General features: G+C 72.2%; 13 protein-coding genes and 1 tRNA gene. 11 read left to right on the top strand and 3 right to left on the bottom strand.

The genetic code is table 11. The features are described 5' to 3' along the window. The first annotated feature begins 6 nt into the window (after positions 1–6). From Q7L73_RS18975 to Q7L73_RS18935, 9 genes are all read left to right on the top strand, one after another. Positions 7–2,502 carry a hypothetical protein gene (locus tag Q7L73_RS18975; protein ID WP_304692833.1) on the top strand — a complete coding sequence of 832 codons (2,496 nt, stop codon included), beginning with the start codon at positions 7–9 and terminating at the stop codon, positions 2,500–2,502. A gap of 168 nt (positions 2,503–2,670) precedes the next feature. Continuing rightward, on the top strand, positions 2,671–2,820 hold the full coding sequence (locus Q7L73_RS18970; RefSeq protein WP_304692831.1) for a hypothetical protein: 150 nt from the start codon (positions 2,671–2,673) through the stop codon (positions 2,818–2,820). A gap of 94 nt (positions 2,821–2,914) precedes the next feature. Continuing rightward, positions 2,915–2,988 (top strand) — tRNA-Arg (locus Q7L73_RS18965). Between the two features lie 118 nt (positions 2,989–3,106). Next, the gene (locus Q7L73_RS18960) at positions 3,107–3,538 is read left to right on the top strand and encodes a thioesterase family protein (protein WP_304692829.1); all 432 of its coding nucleotides are present in this window, start codon (positions 3,107–3,109) and stop codon (positions 3,536–3,538) included. Between the two features lie 150 nt (positions 3,539–3,688). Continuing rightward, entirely contained in the window at positions 3,689–4,924 is a 1,236-nt protein-coding gene (locus Q7L73_RS18955) for an ABC transporter substrate-binding protein (protein WP_304692827.1), read from the top strand. A gap of 30 nt (positions 4,925–4,954) precedes the next feature. Continuing rightward, entirely contained in the window at positions 4,955–5,827 is an 873-nt protein-coding gene (locus tag Q7L73_RS18950; RefSeq protein WP_304692825.1) for a branched-chain amino acid ABC transporter permease, read from the top strand. A gap of 9 nt (positions 5,828–5,836) precedes the next feature. Continuing rightward, complete coding sequence (locus tag Q7L73_RS18945) at positions 5,837–6,883, top strand: branched-chain amino acid ABC transporter permease (RefSeq protein WP_304692823.1); 1,047 nt, start codon at positions 5,837–5,839, stop codon at positions 6,881–6,883. Beyond that, positions 6,880–7,647: an ABC transporter ATP-binding protein gene (locus Q7L73_RS18940; protein WP_304692821.1), complete on the top strand. Its 768-nt coding sequence runs from the start codon at positions 6,880–6,882 to the stop codon at positions 7,645–7,647. The genes Q7L73_RS18945 and Q7L73_RS18940 overlap by 4 nt, the downstream gene beginning before the upstream one ends. Further along, positions 7,647–8,345 carry an ABC transporter ATP-binding protein gene (locus Q7L73_RS18935; RefSeq protein ID WP_304692819.1) on the top strand — a complete coding sequence of 233 codons (699 nt, stop codon included), beginning with the start codon at positions 7,647–7,649 and terminating at the stop codon, positions 8,343–8,345. Before Q7L73_RS18940 ends, Q7L73_RS18935 begins: the two co-directional genes overlap by 1 nt. 81 nt (positions 8,346–8,426) lie before the next feature. On the opposite strand, the gene Q7L73_RS18930 is transcribed toward Q7L73_RS18935, so the two are convergent. Together Q7L73_RS18930 and Q7L73_RS18925 are read right to left on the bottom strand one after the other, a co-directional pair. Beyond that, positions 8,427–9,467, bottom strand: a complete 1,041-nt coding sequence (locus Q7L73_RS18930) for a phosphotransferase family protein (protein WP_304692817.1) — start codon at positions 9,465–9,467, stop codon at positions 8,427–8,429. After that, positions 9,454–11,004: a class I adenylate-forming enzyme family protein gene (locus Q7L73_RS18925; protein WP_304692815.1), complete on the bottom strand. Its 1,551-nt coding sequence runs from the start codon at positions 11,002–11,004 to the stop codon at positions 9,454–9,456. The genes Q7L73_RS18930 and Q7L73_RS18925 overlap by 14 nt, the downstream gene beginning before the upstream one ends. Positions 11,005–11,124: 120 nt before the next feature. Between Q7L73_RS18925 and Q7L73_RS18920 the strand changes: the two genes are divergently transcribed. Next, positions 11,125–12,126 carry an MBL fold metallo-hydrolase gene (locus tag Q7L73_RS18920; RefSeq protein WP_304692813.1) on the top strand — a complete coding sequence of 334 codons (1,002 nt, stop codon included), beginning with the start codon at positions 11,125–11,127 and terminating at the stop codon, positions 12,124–12,126. 71 nt (positions 12,127–12,197) lie between these two features. After that, complete coding sequence (locus Q7L73_RS18915; protein ID WP_304692811.1) at positions 12,198–12,614, top strand: nuclear transport factor 2 family protein; 417 nt, start codon at positions 12,198–12,200, stop codon at positions 12,612–12,614. A gap of 36 nt (positions 12,615–12,650) precedes the next feature. Here the strand turns inward: Q7L73_RS18915 and Q7L73_RS18910 are convergent, their stop codons facing one another. Then, positions 12,651–14,216 carry a class I adenylate-forming enzyme family protein gene (locus tag Q7L73_RS18910; RefSeq protein WP_304692809.1) on the bottom strand — a complete coding sequence of 522 codons (1,566 nt, stop codon included), beginning with the start codon at positions 14,214–14,216 and terminating at the stop codon, positions 12,651–12,653. Between the last annotated feature and the right edge of the window lie 34 nt (positions 14,217–14,250).

Genomic DNA, 14,250 nt, shown 5'->3' with positions numbered 1-14,250 from the left:
GAAGCAGTGAGAACACGGACGATGACGGCGCTGATCGGCGCCGCGACGATCGCGGCGTTCGGCGTCGCGGCGGGTGCGGGCGCGGCCGGGGCGAGCGCCGCCTCCAGCTCGCCGTTCGCCTGCGACCAGCCCGGCTGGGCCGGCGGCGCCGCGATGCGGCTGACGATCGAGCGCAACAAGGCGGCGTCGATCCCGGTCCCGCGCCCCTGCTTCCCGCAGGGCGCGTCGATCCGCGCGCGGCTCGCGTGGGCCGACGGCGACGTCGACTCATGGTCGTCGACGACGGCGCGCTTCGTCCGCTTCAAGCCGCGTGACGACAGAGAGCGGACGGTCGCGATCGAGTTCGAGTCCGACAGCGTCAAGGGCAGCCAGCGGGTGCTGGTCGACATCAGAGGCTGGCTCCCCGGCCCGAACGCGATCGCGATCGGCGACTCGGTCACCGCCGCCTTCGGCTACTGCGGCATCAGCGACGTCTGCACCAGCCTCAACACGCCGGTGCAGAACTCGTGGCTGTCGCTGAAGGACTGCAACCAGGAGGCCGAGTACCCGAAGCTGCCGGACAACGCCTGCTCCAACAACCGCGGCAAGGGCCTGCCGTGGACGAAGGAGGGCGCGGTGGGCGCGACGAACGCCGGCGTCTCCTACCCAGGGCAGTTCGACTCGTGGCTGCGCAGAGCCTCGCGCGCGGCCGGCTTCCAGAACCCGCCGACGGTCCGCAACTGGGGCGTCTCGGGCGCGCGCCCGGCGCACTGGGACCCGACCCCGATCGCCAACGACCCGACCAACAAGAACAGCACGCCCGGCGGCTTCAGCGGGGAGACGAAGAAGATCGACGACTCGCTCGTCGTGATGACGCTCGGCGCCAACAAGCTGCTGGCCGACTTCCTCTCGTTCGACTTCGCCTGGCCGATGAGCTGGTTCGCCGACACGACCGGCGACTACGCCAAGTGCACCGGCGCCAGAGGCTGGTTCTGGGGCTACGAGGAGGCCGGGAAGGCGAGACTGAAGCGCTGCTTCGAGGAGGACTGGGCCGTCAACAAGCAGGCCGAGCACCTCACCTCGGTCTATCGCACGCTGCTGTCGCAGGGCGATCGCGTGCTCGTGCTCGGCTACCACCTGGCGTGCCCGTCGACCTTCGGCACCTGGCAGCAGATGAGCTTCAGCGACGGCCCGGCCGGCGACAACACGAGCGCCTGCATCTCGCACAAGGGCGACAACGGCATGTCGCAGTTCGACCAGGCGCTGTACGTCTCCGGTCTGCTCAACGACGCGATCCGCGACGCGGTCGACTCGACCCGCTCGTGGGCGCGCGCGCAGTGGCCGGGCGAGGGGCGCGACAGCCGCATCGCCTTCGTCGACACCGCCGCGCTCGACGACTGGACCGCGCACCAGACGTGGAACAGCGAGAAGTGGGTCTTCCCGAACGACACCGGCATCCACCCGTCGATCGCGGGCCACGCGGTGATGGCGAAGAACGTCGCCGAGCAGGCCTGCGGGCTGCTCGGCCTGTACTGCGTGCAGCATGCGGCGCTGAACCCGGCGGAGTACAGATTCCCGGGCAGAGGCGCGCGGGTGGCGACGGCTTCCGCCGCTCCCACGGCCGCCGCCTCCGCGGTCGGCTCGGCGGCCCGCAAGCGTGCCGGCGCGGTCCGCGGCGCGACGGTCGTCGCGCGCGTGGGGGAGACGAAGATCACCGCCGCGCAGGTGCGGCGGATGGGCCGCCTGCTCGGCGACGACGCCCGTCGCCCGTCGAGCACGACCGCTGCCGAGGCGCTGAAGTCGCTGATCACCGGCGCGCAGGTGCGCGCCGAGGCGCGACGGCTGCGGATCGCGGTGCCGTCCGGCGCGGCGGTGACGCGCAGGGCGCGCGGCTTCGCCGACGGCGGCAGAGGCCTCGCGGCCGAGCGCCGCTACGTGACCGTGTCGGCGCTGCTGAGCGAGCGCGTCGGCGAGCGGCTCGTCGGCCGGCCGGCGTTCCCGACGGCCGCGCAGGCGCGGGCGTACGTGAAGCGCGACTGGCGCGGCGCGACGATCTCGCCGGAGGAGCGCACGCTCTGCCTCGTCTACGCGGCTGACCCCGCCGGCGCCGTCGCCGCGCGCGACGCCTTGGCCGCCGGCGAGTCGTGCGCGGCGGTCGAGGAGCGGCTCGGCAGCGTCGAGCCCGGCGTCGCCGCCGGCGTCCGCACGGTCGGCGCCGACGACCTCTCGGCCCCGCTCTGGCGGCTCGCGGCCGCGACCGCGCCGGGCACGGCGGTCGTCGGCAGCGGCGCCGACGCCGCGGTCGCGCTGCGCGTCGAGTCGAAGCTCCCGGCGCGCCGCGTCGGCCTCGACCGGATGACGATCGCCGCCGCCCGCGAGTCGCTCTACGACGACCGCGTCGACGCCGCCCGCGAGCGCGCCCAGACGCTCGTCGACCGCCGCTACCGCAAGGCCACCCGCTGCACCGCCGCAGCCGCCGGCAACCCGGCCTGCACGACCCAGCACGGCGCCTGGACCTGGTGAGGTACGCGGATCCGGCCGGCCCGCGCGCTCGCGGCCGGCCGGATCCGCACCATCCAGCTCACGTCAGCGCTCACCGATCAACTTGACGGAGGAGCATCGATATGCGCGTTCGCGGCCTCGCCGGGCGAGACCTGTCAGGTCCACGGCGGGCAATCCTGGAGAGTCCTCGTGCCCGGTGGCGTCGACTACTGGCTGAGCTGGCCGCAGAACTTCTACATCGCCGCGTATGGCACGACGACGACCTACTACGGTCACGGCAACGGCCAGGCGAGCGGCTACATCGATCGGGTCGCGATCAACCAGTCCACCTGCGCATAGGCTGACCTGCAGACCTCCTGGGGCCGCCGCGTGCGGCCCCAGGAGGCCAGCCGTCACGTTTCGAGCAGGCCGGCTATCATTCCCCGTCCCGCAAGCGCCCGTAGCTCAGCTGGATAGAGCGTCGGTCTACGGAACCGAAGGTCAGAGGTTCGAATCCTCTCGGGCGCGTATCGGACGGAAAGCCTCGCGAAAGCGGGGCTTTTCTCGTTCTCGGGGTGGCGCACGCCGGTGAAGCCAAGGCTTTGGTGAACGTCGTGCGACGACTGCATCGGCCATCATCTTCCGCATGCCCGCCGACGACCCGCAGACGACCGTGTTCGTCCACACGCTGAGAGTCCGCTACGCGGAGTGCGACATGCAGGGGCATGCGTTCAACGCGCAGTACTTCACCTGGCTCGACATCGCGCACACGGAGCTGTGGCGGGCGACGGTGGGGCCGTACCAGGAGTTCGTCGCCGCGGGGTTCGAGTTCGTCGTCGCGGAGGCGTCGGCGCGGTTTCGCAGCCCGGCGCACTTCGACGACGAGATCGCGATCACGGTCGAGGTCGTGGCGCTCAGCAGCTCGTCGATGACGACGCGGCACACGATCCGCCGGAGCGAGGAGCTGCTCGCCGAATGCTCGCTGCGGCACGTCTGCGTCGACGCGCGCGAGCTCGGCAAAGCGCCGTGGCCGGAGGCGGTTCGCGCCGCCTTCGCGCCGCTCGTCGTCGCCGCCTGAGACGCCCGCGGGGCGCGGGCGCGGCTGGCTCGCGCCTTCCAACCAGGCCATCCGTCAGTCCCGAACACCGGTTGGGCGAGGCGGGGGCCACTGGGAACGTCGTCGCGGCATGTGGGCGGAGGCCCACTCGGCGACGGAGGAGTGAGAGAGATGGACTCAAGGATCCTCGCGCGGCGGACGCGCGGCGTCTTCGCAGCGTTGGCGACCGGCGCGCTGCTGGTCACGGCGGGCTGCGGGTCGAGCGACGACAGCGGCGCGTCGACCGGCGGCTCGGGCGGAGGCGGCGAGAAGGGCGAGATCGTCATCGGCGCGACGGGCCCGCTCTCGGGTCCTGCCTCGTCGCTCGGCGAGCTGTACAAGGGCATGAACGCCAAGCTCGACGAGATCAACAGAGCCGGCGGCATCGACGGCAACAGAGTCAAGCTCGTCGTCAAGGACGACCAGCTCAACCCGGCGAACACGCCCGGCGTCGCGCGGCAGCTCGTCGAGGGCGACAACGTCTCGATGATGTGCGGCGTCGCCGGCTCGCCGACGACGGTGTCGATCATGCCGTACCTGAAGGCGCGCAGAATCGCGCTCGTCGCCGCGGCCGGCTCGTCGGAGCTGACCGACGACAACGCCTTCCTGCCGCTGCCGACCTACCCGTCGCTGGCCGCCGGCATCACGAAGTACGCCGTTGAGGAGATGGGCAAGAGAAAGGTCGCGATCGCCTACACCGACGACGCCGTCGGCAACCCGACGCTCGCCGGCACGAAGTGGCAGCTGGAGCAGATGGGGCTGGAGCCCGTCGCCGAGGTGAAGTTCAACGGGCAGGCGCCCGACCAGAGCGCGACCGCCGCGAAGCTGAAGGACTCCGGCGCCGACTTCGTCGTCCTCAACAACACCGCCCCGATCGTCGCCAGCGTCATCCGCGCTTCGGCGAAGGTCGGCTACAAGCCCGAGTGGGGCGTGCTGTGGCCGGCGCTCAACCGCGGCATGGTCGAGCTCAGCGGCGGCACGATCGACGACAACGTCATCTTCGCCTCGCCGTTCCCGCTCGGCGACTCCGACAGAGCGCAGACGTTCCGCGACGCGCTCAGAACGTCCGGCCAGAGAGCGGACGCGACCGACAGCATCGTGATGCTCGGCTGGGTCACGGCGACCGCCTGCCTGGAGGTCATCAGACGCGCGGTGCAGGAGGCCGGCGGCGGCAAGCCCTCGCGCGAGCAGATCGTCGAGGCGATGCCCGGCCTGACCTACTCCGACGACTACGTCTCCAACCTCGAGTGGACGAAGGAGAACCACGCGGTCAGAGGCGATGCGCTGATCGTCGGCATCAGAGGCGGCAGATTCGAGGCGCTGACCGACTTCCAGCCCCTGCCGGACGCCCCGACGGACGAGGGCTGATCGCGGCGGCCCGCTGAGGAGGCACGAACCATGGATCTCTTGGAAACGAGCTTGATCTCAGGCGTCGTCAGCGGGCTGCTCTACGCCCTTGCCGGCGTCGGCCTGGTGGTCATCTACCGCGTCTCGGGCTACGTCAGCTTCGCCCAGGGCGACATCGCCGCCGTCGCCCTCTACCTGGGCTTCTGGCTGCACCAGGGCGGCGCCCCGTACCTGATCGTCGCGGTCGCGGTGGTGATCGCCGGGGCCGCGCTGGGCGGGTTGGTCGGCCGCTTCGTCGTGGTGCCGATGGAGCGATTCGGCATCTTGGCGGCGGCGATGGCGACGATCGCCGTCGGCATCACCATCCAGGGCCTCGAGAACGCCTTCATCGGCGGCGAGGCGCGGCCCTTCCCCTCGGCCGGCGAGGGGACGGCGGTGACGATCGGCTCGGTCTCGCTGACCTGGGCCGACGTGATCTCGTTCCTCGTCTGCGGCGTGATCGTCGCGGCGCTGGCGACCGGCTTCAAGCGCACCCGCGTCGGGATCGCGATGCGCGCGGTCCACGACAACCCGGGCGCGGCGGAGATGCTCGGCGTCGCGTCGGTCTCGCTGAAGCGGATGAGCTGGATCGTCTCCGGCGCGCTCGCCGGCGTCACCGGCCTGTTCATCGCCCCGGTCTACTCGCTCACGCCGACGAGCGTCAACGCGATCGTCGTCTTCGGCTTCGCCGCGATCGTCGTCGGCGGCTTCGACTCGATCGCGGGCGCGGTCATCTCCGGCATGGTGATCGGCATCGCGACCAACCTGACCGCCGCCTACATCAACACCGACCTGGTGACGACGTCGCTGTTCCTGATGCTCGTCGCCGTCCTGCTGCTGCGCCCGCAGGGACTGTTCGGGCGACGACCGATGGCGCGGGTCTAGGAGGCCCCGATGAGCACTGCAAGCGCAGCTCCCGCATCGTCCAACGGCCGCGCCCCGCGCAACGAGCGGATTGCGGCCTCGGTCCGCACCGGGCGCGGCATCCTGCTGCCCGGCCGCGTCGGCCTGCTCGTCGTCGTCGCGGCGATCGTGCTGTTCGCCGGCATGACGGGCGACAACCCGCTCAAGTACTCGCTGATCATCGGCACGATCTACGCGATCGCGATCCTCGGGAACAACGCGATCACCGGGACGCTCGGCGAGATCAACCTCGCCGCCGGCGCGTTCATGGCGATCGGCGCCTACACCGCCTCGTACACACTCAGCAGAGGCTGGGGCCTGGCGACGGTGGTGCTGGCGGTGATCGTCGTCAGCACGCTGCTCGGGCTGCTGATCGCGATCCCGACGGTCCGCCTCTCCGGCCTCTTCACCGCGCTGGCCACCTTCGCGATGGCGTACGCGGTCCCCGACCTCGCGCTCGCGCTGTCGTCGATCACGGGCGGCGACGCCGGCACGGCGATCACCCCGCCGATCATCGGCAACACGTTGATCGACGGCTCCTCGACGGAGCTGCTGATCGCCGTCGTCGTGCTGTTCGTCGTGCTCGCCGCGGCGAACGCGTGGATGTTCAGCCGCACGATCGGCAGCCGGCTGCTGACCGTCGGCGAGGCGCCGCACGCGGCGCGCAGCTTCGGGCTGCGGCCGTCGCTGCTGAAGATCGCCGTCTGGGCCTGGGCCGCCCTGCTCGGCGGCATCGCGGGGCTGCTCTACGCGCTCGCGGTCGGCTTCCTCAACCCGACGGTCTTCACGACCTTCCTCTCGATCTCGCTGCTGGCCGGCGGTCTCGTCGGCGGCTCGCGCAGCGTCGTCGGCGCCTGGCTCGGCGGCCTGCTCGTCGGCACGCTGCCGCCGAACATCCAGTCGGTCGTGCCGGCCTCCTCGACCGGCATCGTCTTCGGCCTCGTGCTGCTGGCGGCGCTGCTGGCCGGCAGCGGCGGCCTCGGGCAGCTGCTCGAACGAGCGACGATCGCCCCGCTGATGCGGAGGAAGGAACGATGAGCGCGGAACTGCTGAACGGAAGCGGCGTCGGCATGCGCTTCGGCGGCGTGCACGCGCTGCGAGAGGTCGACGTCACGCTGCAACCGGGCCGGCGCCTGGGCCTGATCGGCCCCAACGGCTCCGGCAAGACGACGCTGCTGAACGTCCTGAGCGGCGTCTACCGCGCCACCTCCGGCGCGATCGGCTTCCAGGGCCGGCAGATCGACCGGCTCGGACCGGGCGCCCGTGCGCGGCTCGGGATCGTGCGCACCTTCCAGCACCCGCAGCTCGCCGCGAGCCTCACGATCGCGGAGAACGTCCGCCTCGGCGCCGCGCTCGGCCGGCGCGTCCACGGCCGCTCGGCCGCGGACGAGACGGTGCGCGTCGGCGAGGCGCTGGAGCTGTTCGGCTGCGCCGCGTACGCGGAGGGGCTGCCCGACGAGGTGCCCTACGGCGTCCGCAAGATGGCCGAGGTCGCGCGCGCGGCGGCGGTCGAGCCGGTCGTGCTGCTGCTCGACGAGCCGGCCGCGGGGCTCAGCCGCGAGGAGCGCGCCGAGCTGATCGCGGCGATCGAGGCGTACTACCGCGAGCACCCGCAGACCGCGCTCTGCCTCGTCGAGCACGACGTCCCGCTCGTGACCGCGCTCTGCCCCGAGCTGCTCGTCCTCGCGGCCGGCCAGCGGCTCGCGTCCGGGCCGGCCGAGGAGGTCGTCCGCGACGAGCAGGTGCGCGTCGCGTACCTCGGCGAGAACGTCGAGATCAAGGACAGGGAGGAGGTGGGCTGATGCTGTGCGCTGTCAACCTGCACGCGGGCTACCGCCGCGGCGTGCCCGTGCTGCACGGCATCGACCTGGAGGTCGGCGCCGGCGGCGCGCTCGGCGTGATCGGCCGCAACGGCGCCGGCAAGACCTGCCTGGCGCAGACGCTGACGGGCGCGCTGCCCGTGATGGACGGCACCGTGCTGCTCGGCGGCGACGACGTCAGCGGGAAGGGCAGCCGCGCCCGCGTCCGCGCGCGGCTGTCGCACGTGCCGGAGGGGCGGATGATCTTCGCCGACCTGACGGTGCGCGAGAACCTCGAGGTCGCCGCCTACGGCGCGGGGGTGAAGCTGACCGCGCAGCAGCTGCGCGACGTCGAGCAGCGCTTCCCGATCCTCGAGCGCAAGGCGCACGACCGTGCCGGCTCGCTCAGCGGCGGCGAGCAGCAGTGGCTGGCGATCGGGCGGGCGCTCGTGCAGCAGCCGCGCGTGATCGTGCTCGACGAGCCGTCGCTGGGGCTCTCGCCGGTCGCGATCGACGGCGTCGCCGAGGCGCTCGTGGGGATCCGCGAGGCCGGCGTCGCGCTGATCCTGATGGAGCAGAACCCCTACCTGCTGAAGGCCGTCTGCGACGAGGTGCTGCTGCTCGACCAGGGCCGCGTCACGAGATCGCTCGACGGCGAGGCCGGCGAGCAGCTCGTCGCCGAGGCCTACTTCGGCGGCTGACGCGCACCAGCCGCCGCTGCTGAACAGCCGCCGGGCATGCGATCCGCGCGCCCGGCGGCGTTCTGCTGCGCGGCCGGGCGCTCAGCCCGCCGCGCGCGTCTCGCGCAGCGCGCGGCGCGCCAGCTCGGGCACGCCGCTCTCCAACGCCAGCGCGTAGGGGTCGTCGGTCGTGCCGCGGACGGCCTGGGCGTAGATCGTCTCCAGCCCGACCGCGCCGCGCCAGAACGCGAACGTCGTGTACCAGCCGAGCGCGTCGATCGAACGGCCCGACCGCTGCGCGTAGCGCTCGGCGAGCTGGCGCCGGCTGGGGAAGCCGCCGTCGGCGACGGCGCCGGCGAGCGAGAGGATCGCGCCGGAGTCGTCGCCCGGCTCGGGCCACGCGGCGAGCAGCCAGCCGAGGTCGATCAGCGGGTCGCCGACGGTCGCGATCTCCCAGTCGAGGATCGCCGCCAGGCGCGCGGGCGCACCGGGCGCGAAGATGACGTTGCCGAGCCGGTAGTCGCCGTGGACGACGGTGACGTCGGCCTGCGGCGGTTGGTTCTGCTTCAGCCAGGCGAGCACCTCGTCGGCCTCGGGCACCTCGCGCGCGCGGCGCGTCTCCCAGATGCCGCCCCAGCGGCGCAGCTGCCGGTCGAGGAAGCGCTCGCCGTCGCCGAAGGCGGCGATCGCGGGGAGACGGACGTCGACCGCGTGCAGCGCGACGAGCGCGCCGATCAGCTCGTCGGCGATCGCCTCCCGCTGCGCGCTGCCGGCCAGCGCGGCCGGCAGCGTCGAGGTGATGACGTCGCCGTCGAGCTTCGCCATCACGTAGAACGGCACGTCGAGCACGGCGCGGTCGTCGCAGACCAGCAGCACCTCCGGGATCCGCGCGGCCGTGCCGCGCAAGGCCGTCAGGAAGCGGGCCTCGCGCAGCACGTCGTGGGCGCGCGGGTCGAACGGCGGCCGCGGCGGGCGGCGCAGCACCAGCTCGGTCTCGCCGCGCCGCAGCAGGAAGGTGACGTTCGAGTGGCCCTCGCCGAGCGGCGTCGCCTCCAGCGGGCCGGCGCCGATGCCGTGGGCGTCGAGCAGCCGCTCCAGCGGCTCAAGCGCCAGCAGCGGCGCGAGCGCCTCAGCGCCGGTCATGCGCGGGCACCAGCAGGAACTTCTGCACCTTGCCGGAGGTCGTGCGGGGCAGCGGCTCGACGCGGATCTCCCACTCGCGCGGGACCTTGAAGTTGGCCAGCCGCTCGCGGCAGAGCGCCTCCAGCTCGTCCTGGTCGACCGCGTCGAGGTCGTCGACGACGACGATCGCGCGGCCGACCTCGCTGTAGCGCTCGTGCGGCACGCCGACGACCGCCGCCTCCTTGACGGCGGGGTGGGCGCCGAGCACGCGCTCGATCTCGGCGGGGTAGACGTTGAGCCCGCCGCTGATGATCATGTCCTTGACGCGGCCGGCGATGTAGAGGAAGCCGTCCTCGTCGACCCAGCCGCGGTCGCCGGTGTGCAGCCAGCCGTCGACCAGCGTCGTGCCGGTCGCGTCCTCACGCCCGAGGTAGCCGTGCGTGACCGCGGGCGAGCGGCAGATGATCTGGCCCGGCTCGCCGGGCGGCGTGTCGGCGCCGTGCTCGTCGACGACCCGCACCGTCGCGCTCATCGACGCGCGCCCGGCCGAGCCGCGCTTGGTGATCGCGTGCTCGCCGTCGAGGTAGGTCATGATCGTCGGGAACTCCGACAGGCCGTAGCCCTGCAGGAACTGGGCGTTCGGCAGCCGCCGCTGGAGATCCTCGATCGCCTCGATCGGCACGTGCTCGCCGCCGCAGAGGATCAGCCGCAGCGACGACATGTCGTGCCGCTCGATGCTGTCGCCCTCGAGCACGAGCCGCAGCACCGAAGGGACGAGCAGGACGATCGAGATCCCGTGCTGCTCGACCTTGCCGCAGAACTCCTCGCCGGAGAAGCCGCCGCTGGGCCGCAGCACGACCGTGCCGCCGCGCCACCAGGTCGCGACCGTGTAGTCGTGGAAGCCGGCGCCCCAGCAGAGCGCGGGCAGCACGAGGTGGACGTCGTCCTCGGTCATCGCGAACTCGGCGACCTGCGTCAGCGCGTTGAAGAGGATGTTGCCGTGCGAGTGCATCGCGGCCTTCGGCAGCCCCGTCGTGCCGGAGGTGTACTGGAGCAGGAAGAGGTCCTCGGGCGCGGTCGGCGCGACCGGTATGTCGCCCGCGGCGCCGTCGGCGACGACCTCCTCGTAGCGCAGCGCGTCGGTCGCCGCGTCGGTCAGCGAGATCCGCCGCATGTCGGGGGACAGCTCGTCGGCGATCGAGTCGACGACGGCGTCGAAGGCCGGCTCGTGAACGAGCCAGGTGGTGCCCGAGTCCTCCAGCGCGTAGGCGATCTCAGGGCCCTTGAGGTAGTAGTTGAGCGGGACTGCGACGCCGCCGAGATGGGCGATCGCGTAGTACAGCTCGACGTACTCCGGCCGGTTGTAGAGCAGGATCGCGCAGCGATCCTCCGGCTTGAAGCCGGCGTTCGCGAGGCCGGTCGCGAGGCGGCGCACGCGCGCCTCGAGCTCGCCGTAGCTGATTCTGCGGTCTTCGAAGACGAGCGCTGTGCGATCGACGTCCGCCTGGCGCGCCAGGCGGTTGCGGTACAGCGAGTCGGCAAGCCCGTAGAGGCCCATGGATCTCCTCCTTGTCAAGGGAGCTCGACGCTACGACCGGCCCGATCATGCTCCAACGGCCATTCGGGTATCTCGCATGCGGCTGTCTCGGCGTGTCAGCAGTCGCGACGCTCGCCGGCGATGAACCGCACTCGGACGCGCTTTCACCGTGTCGAGCTGGAGTCGGGCTACGCCGTCGGATCGGTCAACGCGTGGCTGGTCGACGGCGACCCCTTCACGCTCGTCGACGCCGGCAGCCGGCTGCCCGGCGCGATCGAGCGGGTCGAGGCGGCCTGCGCCGCGCTCGGCCGCCGCGTCGAGCAGATCGAGCAGCTGATCCTGACCCACCATCACGTCGACCACGTCGGGCTCGCCGCCGAGGTCGCGCGGCGCTCCGGCGCGACGGTGGTCGCGCTGGCGCAGACCGCCGCCTACCTCGCCGACTGGGACGCCCAGGTCGCCCGCGACGTCGCGTTCGCGCGCGCCGCGCTGCGCGTCCACGGCTTCCCCGCCGCGATCGCCGAGGAGACCGGCGCGCGGCTGCAGGCCGAGGCAAGGTGGGCCGGCGCCGTCCGCGTCGACCGGCGGCTCGCGGTCGGCGAGGTCGTCGCGATCGGGTCGGGCAGCTTCGAGGTGCTGCACCGGCCCGGCCACAGCGAGACCGACACCGTCTTCCTCGACGCCGCGGGCGGCGTCACGATCAGCGGCGACCACCTGATGCGCGACCACGCGTCGATGCCGATGTTCGACCGGCCGATCGACACCGCGACCGAGTACGTGGCGCAGGCGCGGCGGTGCGAGCGGCTGCTGCGCTACCGCGGCTCGCTGGCGGACTCACTGCACGACCTCGACGGCCTGATGATCCCCGGCCACGGCGAGCCGTTCGAGCAGCCGCGCGAGGTGATCGGCCGCCACCTCGCCTTCCAGGACGAGCAGGCGCGGCAGGTGCTCGACCTGTTCGGCCGGGGCGAGACGCTGAGCGCCTGCGCCGTCGCCGAGCGGCTGTGGCCGCGCACCGCGTTCAGGTGGCCGTTCCTGAGCGCGAGCACTATCCTCGGCGTGCTCGGACGGCTGGCGGACGAGGAGCGGCTGACGCCGGTCGCGCTCGACGGCGACGCGATCGCCTACCGCCGCCCGAGATAGTCGGATGCGGTTCGCGCTCTGCGTCATCCTCTGGTCGTGTGGGTCGAGTTGACCACCCCGGAGGAGATGACATGAGCGCCACCGCGCCTTCGCTGACCGACGAGCAGATCTTCAAGGCCACCCGCGACTGCATAGAGGCGTGGAACACGCTCGACGTCGAGGCGACGCTCGCGACATACACCGACGACGTCGTCTACAGAGATCCGAAGACGCGCGGCAAGATCGTCGGCAAGGAGAACCTGCGTCGCTACCTGACGAAGTTCTTCCAGGTGTGGGACTTCCAGTTCACCGTCGTCGAGGAGTACCGCCTCGAGGGCAAGGACGCGCAGATGTGCATCTGGTCGGCCGACCTCACGCACCGCGCCGGCGGCGAGACGATCACGATCCACGGGATGGACATCTGCGAGGTGCGCGGCACCCAGCTCTCGCGCGACGAGGCGTACATGGACACGACGCCGCTGGCGGGGCTGGTCGCGGCGCAGCAGTAGAAGGGAGCGGGGCGCCGCAGCGGCGCCCCGCCGATCTCAGCGGCTCGCCGCCGCGACCGCCCACGGCAGGCGGTCGGCGTCCGCGGCGACCTGCGCTCTGAGCGCGCGCTTGTCGAGCTTGCCGGAGGCCGCCATCGGCAGCGCGTCGACGAACTCGACGTGCTTGGGCACCTCCCAGCGGCCGACGCGCGGCTCGCAGAACTCGATCAGCTCCGCGGCGGTTACCTCGCTTCCGGGCGCCTTCACCACGACCGCGACGACCGCCTCGACCCAGCGCGGATGCTCGGCGCCGACGACGGCGACCTCGTGGACGCCGGGATGCTGCGAGAGCACCGTCTCGACGACCGCGGGATAGACGTTGAAGCCGCCGGAGATGATCATGAAGCTCTTGCGGTCCTGCAGGAAGACGAAGCCGGCGTCGTCCTGGAAGCCGATGTCGCCGGTGCGGACCCAGCCGTCGCCGAGCGCGCGCCGCGTCTCCTCGGGGTTGTTGCGGTAGCCGGCGAGCAGCGGCCCGCGCGCCGCGATCTCGCCGGCTTCGCCGCGCGGCAGCTCGTTCGCGTCGTCGTCGAGGATCGCGAAGTCGACGTGCAGCAGCGGGCGGCCGACCGAGCCGGACAGGTCGCGGTCGCCGAAGCGGGCGCGGTCGGCGTCGCGCAGCATGCAGATCGCGCCGTTGGTCTCCGACGAGCCGTACCAGTTCTGCAGCTCGCAGCCGAACGCCTCTCTGGCGCGCGCGACGATGCCGGCGGTCGAAGGGCTGCCGAGCGTGATGACGGCGCGCAGCCGGTCGAAGGCGTCGAGCCGGCCGGCGGCGGCGTCGATGATCGCCGGCAGCATCGTCGGCACCGCGATCATCACGGTGACGCCGTGCTCGCGCGCGAGCTGGTGGGTCGCCTTCGCGTCGAACAGGCGCGGCAGGACCGTCGTCGCGCCGCGCGACATCGCGTACGAGCTGAGGTAGATCGGGAAGCCCGGCATCGGCAGGTTGTTCAGCACCACGTCCTCGCCGGTCAGCCCGCCCGCGAACGGCGCGGAGGCGAGCTGCCAGGCGGCGCCCTCGTTCGTCAGCAGCACGCCCTTCGGCATGCCGGTGCTGCCGGACGTGTAGGAGACGGCGAGCACGTCGGAGCCGCTCAGCGGCTCGGGCTCGAACGCGCCGGCGGCGGCGATCAGCGTCTCGAGGTCGAGCGGCAGCCCGTGGTCGGCGCCGAAGCCGATCACGTGGCGCCCGCCGGCGATCAGCCGCTCGATCGTCGCGCGGCCGAGGTGCTCGACGCAGTCTCCGCTGACCAGCACCGCGGCCGGATCGGCGTCGTCGAGGATGTGCTCCATCTCGCGCTGGGCGTAGCGCCAGTTGATGCCGACGCGGGCGATCCCGCTCTTGGCGCACGCGATCCAGTGCTCCATCGCCTCGACGGTCTCGTACGAGACGATCGCCGTGCGGTCGCCCTTCGCGAGCCCGAGCTGCCGCAGCGCTGCGGCGAGCCGGTCGGACCGCTCGTGGACCCCGCCCCAGCTGACCGACCGCGCGGGGTCGACGTATGCCGTTCTCTCCGGCATGACGGTGGCCAGCCGCCGCACGAGATCTCGGATGAACATGAACCTCTCTCCTTGTCGCGGGCGCCGATCATCG

The sequence above is a fragment of the Conexibacter sp. CPCC 205762 genome (assembly GCF_030646155.1).
Lineage (GTDB): Bacteria > Actinomycetota > Thermoleophilia > Solirubrobacterales > Solirubrobacteraceae > Conexibacter.
Note: the sequence above shows the minus strand (reverse complement) of the source record. Positions and strands in the feature narration are given on the sequence as shown.